The sequence below is a fragment of the Pseudomonadota bacterium genome, from assembly GCA_010028905.1.
GTDB lineage: Bacteria > Vulcanimicrobiota > Xenobia > RGZZ01 > RGZZ01 > RGZZ01.
In genome coordinates this window covers 1-5,953 of the sequence record RGZZ01000316.1, presented here as the reverse complement: position 1 = coordinate 5,953, position 5,953 = coordinate 1, and the positions used below count along the sequence as shown (strand labels likewise).

General features: G+C 67.4%; 6 protein-coding genes and 1 pseudogene. 1 reads left to right on the top strand and 6 read right to left on the bottom strand.

What is annotated here, in order from left to right; translation table 11 throughout:
* Positions 1–3: 3 nt before the first annotated feature.
* The 4 genes from EB084_17870 to EB084_17855 form a co-directional block, all read right to left on the bottom strand.
* On the bottom strand, positions 4–237 hold the full coding sequence (locus tag EB084_17870) for a hypothetical protein (GenBank protein NDD30127.1): 234 nt from the start codon (positions 235–237) through the stop codon (positions 4–6).
* Complete coding sequence (locus tag EB084_17865; GenBank protein ID NDD30126.1) at positions 238–1,413, bottom strand: MFS transporter; 1,176 nt, start codon at positions 1,411–1,413, stop codon at positions 238–240. It abuts the gene before it with no gap.
* Between the two features lie 228 nt (positions 1,414–1,641).
* Positions 1,642–2,961, bottom strand: coding sequence for an aspartate aminotransferase family protein (locus tag EB084_17860; GenBank protein NDD30125.1), 1,320 nt, complete (start codon positions 2,959–2,961; stop codon positions 1,642–1,644).
* A 178-nt stretch (positions 2,962–3,139) separates the two neighbouring features.
* The gene (locus tag EB084_17855) at positions 3,140–3,406 is read right to left on the bottom strand and encodes a hypothetical protein (GenBank protein NDD30124.1); all 267 of its coding nucleotides are present in this window, start codon (positions 3,404–3,406) and stop codon (positions 3,140–3,142) included.
* 47 nt (positions 3,407–3,453) lie between these two features.
* On the opposite strand from EB084_17855, the pseudogene EB084_17850 reads away from it, so the two are divergent.
* Positions 3,454–3,555: pseudogene (locus EB084_17850) on the top strand (peptidoglycan-binding protein LysM).
* Between the two features lie 134 nt (positions 3,556–3,689).
* Here the strand turns inward: EB084_17850 and EB084_17845 are convergent.
* Positions 3,690–4,100 (bottom strand): hypothetical protein, encoded by a 411-nt coding sequence (locus EB084_17845; protein ID NDD30123.1) that lies wholly within the window; start codon positions 4,098–4,100, stop codon positions 3,690–3,692.
* Between the two features lie 282 nt (positions 4,101–4,382).
* Entirely contained in the window at positions 4,383–5,219 is an 837-nt protein-coding gene (locus EB084_17840; protein NDD30122.1) for an SAM-dependent methyltransferase, read from the bottom strand.
* Positions 5,220–5,953 lie beyond the last annotated feature (734 nt).

Here is a 5,953-nt window from a genome sequence, read left to right as displayed (position 1 = left end):
GTCTCACCCCCGCGGGATGTCGATGGTGGGGGCGTTCGTGATCTCCATCTCGGCGGCGCACAGGCGGCAGACCCAGAACTCGCAGCGCCCGTCGATGACGGGCTGCAGCTGATCCACCGCCTTCCAGCAGCGATTGCAGCGCTTGCTGCCGCCGCGCCTGCCGCGCGCCGAGGGATCGAGGCGGGTCCAGAGGAGCACGGCGGTGATCATGAGCACGATGACGACGAGGGGGGACATTCAGGGGGCTCCTCTCTGCGCGATCCGTGTCTCGTCGACCCGACGAATGCCCGATGCGGCCCAGATGACAAGAGCGGTGAGACCGGCCAGCAGGCCGTACAGCGCTTGCGCGTCGAGCCCTCCGCCCGCGGGGCCTCCGAATGCGGTTCCGACGTACTGGCACGTGTTGAAGAGCCCGAGGGTTGCCCCGCGCGCTTCGGCTGGCGCCAGCTTCGACACGGCGCCGGGCAGCAGCGCCTGCAGCACGCAGAAGCCCACGAACCAGACGCCGTAGCCCACCACCGTCCCCGTCCAGCCCGCCACGAAGCCCATCATCAGATATCCCGCCAGCGTCAGGCTGAACGATGCCATCACCGAGACGCGAGCCCGTCCCTTGTCTGACTGGCGCGACCCCATGCCCATGAGCGAGGCGCCGAGGAGCCCCACCACCATGAACAGCCTGCCCTGGTTCACGTCCATGGCCTTCATCGCCGCGGGAGTCACGAAGTACACTGCGCGCATGGCGAAGTAGACGAGGAACCCGGCGGCATTGAGGGTCATCATCTCCCGGTCGCGCAGCAGGGCTCCCCAGCCTGGGCTCTCAGTGGGACGCGGGGTTTCCGGCGTTGTTCCGGGATCATGCACGCCGAAGGTCACGATGGCCAGGGCGAGGGCTGAGAGGGCGCCACAGGCCCAGAACACGGCGGCGCCGCCGAATGCTCTTGCCACCACCGGAGAGAGGGGAAGCCCGAACACGATGGAGGCGCCGATGGACATGCCGATCACCGCCATGCCCGTGTTGCGCCGTGAGACGTCGATGCTGTCGGTGACCCACGCGAGGATGGGCGACGAGATGGCGGATGCGCCCTGAAGGAAGTATCCCACCGTGAGGCCCACGATGTCTGAGGCCGTGGCCGAGATGGCGCTTCCGATGATGAAGACCAGCAGGCCGATCTGCACCATGCGCTTGCGCCCGAAGCGGTCGCTCCAGGTGCCGAACGGGATCTGCAGCATCGCCTGGGACAGGCCGTAGATGCCGAAGGCGATGCCCGCCTGCATGCGGGTGGCGTGCAGCGTCTCGGTGGCGTAGGTGCTGAACATGGGAAGGACGAGGGAGAAGCCCAGCAACCGGGCGGCGAGCACGCCGCTCAAGCCCAGCAGGGTGCGTCTCTCGGAGGGGGGGAACGAGGCTCTCATGACGCCCCCCAGATTCCCGACGCGAAGAGGCAGTCCTTTTTTCTGGCGAAACAGACAGCGCCCTCGGCAGCTTGGGGGCCACCGAGGGCGCGGTCTGGCGGGCGACGTGGTCGAGCGCTTCCGGGTCGGCACGCGGTTCACAGTGGCTGCGTGCGCCTCTCCTCGGGCAGCGATCGCGCGGCGGCGGCAGCGCCCGCGTTGCGGGGCTGCCACGTCGCCGCGGCGAGGTCAGTGTGCGACCTGCTCGAAGGCCTTCTCGATGATGTCGGCCCCCTGGTGCAGCTCAGCCTCGGTGATGGTCATGGCCGGACTGATGCGCAGCGTGTTGCCGTACAGACCGCCCTTTCCGATGAGCAGCCCGAGCTCGCGGGTGGCCTCGAACAGCTTCTTCACCGTGGTGGCGTCCGGCTCTTTCGTATCGCGATCGGTGACCAGCTCGCACGCCTGCATGAGCCCCATGCCGCGCACGTCACCGATGCACTTGAAGCGCTCTTGCATCTTCTCGAGGCGGGCACGGAGGATGTTGCCCATCTTCGTGCAGTTCTCGAGCAGGTTCTGGTCTTCGATGACATCGATGACGCCCATGTTCGCCTCACACGACACGGGGTTGCCGCCAAAGGTCGAGATGGTGAGCCCCTTCCACTTCTTGGCGATGTCCGGTGTTGTGATGGTGATGCCCATGGGAATGCCGTTGGCGGCGCCCTTGGCCATGGTCATGATGTCGGGGGTGACGCCCCACTGCTCGATGCCCCACCACTTGCTGCCCGTGCGGCCCCAGCCGGTCTGCACCTCGTCGATGATGAGCAGGCCTTCATGGCGGCGGATGATCTCGGCCACCGTGGGGAAGTAGTCCTTGGGCGGCGTGATGAACCCGCCCACGCCCATGATGGGCTCGGCCATGAATGCCGCGGGGCGACCCGTCGTGGTGGTGCGGATGACCTCTTCGAGGTCTTGCGCGCAGGCCACGCCGCAGCTCTCAGGCTTGAGCTTGAGCGGGCAGCGGTAGCAGTACGGCGCCAGTGCGTGGCGCACGCCCACGGTCATGTCGGGCAGCCCGCGATAGGGCGAGTGCGCGGTCATGGTGGTGGCCAGGTGCGAGCGGCCGCTGTACGAGTGGCGCAGCGCGATGACCTCGTGGTTGCCTGTGGCCATGCGGGCGAGCATGACCGCGGTCTCATCGGCCTCGGTTCCCGAGTTGGTGAAGAACGTCTGCGAGAGGTCGCCAGGGGCGATCTCGGCCAGACGTGCCGCCAGGTCGACCGACGGGCCCGTGGGATAGAGCGTCGACGCGTGCTGAAGCGTGTCGTTCTGCGCGTGGATGCGGCTGTTCACGTGCGGGTTGCAGTGCCCCACGCTCACCGTGAGGATGCCGCCGAAGAAGTCGAGGTACTTGCGGTCGTTGAAGTCCCACACGTAGTGGCCCTGTCCGCGCTTGATGGGGAGGGGCTCGTTGTAGTACGTGATGACCGCGGGGAAGAGGAACTTCTTCTGGCGCTCGAGCACCTCTTCGCGGGTCTCGCTGCGCTTCAATCCGGACTTGGAGCTCATCGGGCCGTGGTTCTCCCTTCGTGTTCGACGGCCGTGGGGCCGTGCGCGACCCGGGAGACGGTGACAACCGAGGCGTTGCACGACCGACCGCGGGGTTCGTCAGGTTTCGGCGTGCGTTCGCGGGTTGCCTGCAAGAGCTGCAGGGTCGAGGGTCGCGTCACCCTCAGGGAGACTCGGACTACGGGCGCCAGACCGTCTCGGCCTCGGTGAAGTAGGGGCGTGCGAATGCATTGCCCTTGCCGGTCTCGAGATACGATTTCTCCGCGTGCTCGAACATCGGGTTCTTGACCGCGATAATGACAGGGGGTGCTGCAACCAGCGCCGTCAGGGCCAGGGCCGAGTAGATGCTGAAGGGCAGGTTCAGTGCGGCCGACGCCAGGGTGACCCCGACCAAGGGAGCCAGGCCCGTAGCGCCGATCGCGGCGCTTCCCAGAGGGGTCGCCACGTACCCCTGGGGCCTGGAGCGCGGCGGGGTGGAGACGGTGCCGAGCGGCGGGGTCGACGCCCGCGCAGGCAGGGTCGACGCCCGCGCAGGCAGGGTCGACGCCCGCGCAGGCAAGGTCGACGCCCGCGCAGGCAGGGTCGACGCCCGCGCAGGCAGGGTCGACGCCCGCGCAGGCAGGGTCGACGCCCGCGCCACATTGAGCAGTGACGCGGCGTTGAGCGGCGTTGTCAGGGCGAGCGGACGAGACGATGCGATGGGGTTCCTGACGGTCTCCTCATCGTGCTCATCTGCAGGGCTCGATGTAGGACGTGTTGGCCCGCACGAAGCTGAACGCGCCGTCGGTGGCGCGCTCGTTCCGCACCATCAGCCAGGGGTCTCCCTGGGCATCGTTCAGGATGATCACGCCCATGTTTCCGGTGACGGCGGTCAGCGTCGTACCTGGCGCGAATTTCGCGGTCACTGGCCAGCTATCGATGTCCGGCGAGACGGGCCATTTCGCGTCGAGATGGTCGTAGTCGGGGGGGAACTCCGGCGAGAGCCTACCGTTGAGGCCTTTTGTGTCAGAATCGGTGACCCGCCAGCGCGTGTGCAGGGTTCGGAGGCGATAGTCACCGTTGGCGTCGGGCGCGGGCAGCTGCGGGCCGGCGATTGCGCGCGGCGCTGCGGGGCAAAGGGCGGTGGAACGAACAATCATGGGAGGGCTCCTCACGCAGGGTCGATGCTTGCGCGAGTATAGCCGACCCGCTGGCGGATCTCTGGAACCGCCGTCAACGTCTCGTCACAGGGCGCGTGCAGGCGACTCCACCTCGCGCATCTGGGGCCGACCAGCGTTGCCGCCCCGCGCACCCGGCGCAGGAGCGAGCCATCAGCCGAGGCTCGAGGCCGCCTCTTTCCTCCACGATGTGACCCGCACCCGTGGGCTCGAACGCGAGAGCGCCGTCCTGTTGCGCGGTTCCGGGCTGGGGTCGACGAGCTGTCAGGAAGGCCCGGCGTCCCGCACGGCCAGGTACACGATGCGGGCGAGGGAACCGTCACGGGCAAGCCTGGCAGCGGTCTCGAGATAGACCTGTCGCCGCGCATACCCGAACCAGGGCGCTTCGCGCTCCAGCTCGGCACGATGCGCGGCATAGACCTCGGCTTTGCGCTCGCTGGTACCGACGACGCCTGCTGTTCTGTCCTGGCTGTCGACGAGTCGGAGTCCGGCGGCCCCGAGCCACCGCTCGTTCCATCCCGGCGCCACCACCTGGGTGTAGCCCCAGGACGTGCGTCTCTGGAGCTCCTCGTTCGACACCGACCCGGTCAGCACAACAGGGTCGGCGCAGAGGAAACGGCCACCGGGACGCAGCACGCGGGCCACCTCCCGGTAGAAGGCGGGTCGATCACGAACGTGGCAGACGGCATCGATGGTCAGAACCGCGTCAAGAGCGCTGTCTGCAAAGGGCATGGGCGCGTCGAGGTCGCCCTCCTTCGTATCCATCCGGTCGGCGACACCCTGCACGGCGGCGCGGAGCTGAGCGGCGCGCAGCGCGGCCGCACTCTTGTCCACGCCGATGCCGCGGCATCCCACGGTCGCCAGGATGAACGTCAACGCGCCGCAGGCCCCGCAGCCCAGATCGGCGATGCAGCTCGATGCCGTGAGGTTCAGGCGAGCCACGTCGAGCCGCAGCTCCTGCGGGGTGCCAAACGAGTGCAGACCGAGGTCCTCGCCATCGATCTCCCGTCTCAGGGTGTGCATCAATGGCGTCTCGAAGTCGCTGTAGAAGGCTTCGTAGGGGTCTCCCGAATTCGCGGGCAGTTCAGGCTTCTCGCGCAACTGTCGAGGTCTCTCTTCCCGGCGAGTGCCGCCGTCGCGTGGCCGTGCGTGGTGGTCGTGGTCGTGCGTGGTGGTCGTGGTCGTGCGCGGTGGTTGCGGTCGTGCGCGGTGCGATCTTGCGCGAGAGGGCGCTTGACGCTCTGACAGCCCCAGTCGCGAGGGAGGCTGCGGTGCTCGATATTCCCCCCGCTTCCACAGCGTTCCTTCGATGGCGATTGCCAGCGGACCTGACCGCTGAAGCAGGGCCGTGCGTGCGCTTCCCGTGGGCGCCGACTTCGTCTCGGGGAGGATCCTGCGGTCGTGCGGCTGCGGAGGACGCGCAGGCGAGGCGTATTTGCTCTGATGGAGAGGCGGGATGGAGAGGGTTGCTGCTGAGGCTTCATGGGGCGTCGCGTTGTGCGGTGGATGTCCTGGTTCAGAACCGTTCTCCGTGTCATCGCCAACCGGGTGCTGTGGAGGCGCTCCATTGCGTGCTGAGGTGGAGTGACGGTCACTCGCGCAGGTAAGCACCGCCTTCGTGCGCTCGGCAGGATGGCGAGCTGTGCCGGCGGTGCGTCTGCAGCCCCCGACGTGGAGCAGGTCTCCAGGCAGGTTGCAACCAGGCGGTCAGTGTGGGTCCAGCAGTTGAGCACATATGCGCTCAATTCTCGGTTGTTGAGCACATATGCGCTCAATTCTCGGTTGTTGAGCACATATGCGCTCAATTCTCGGTTGTTGAGCACATATGCGCTCAA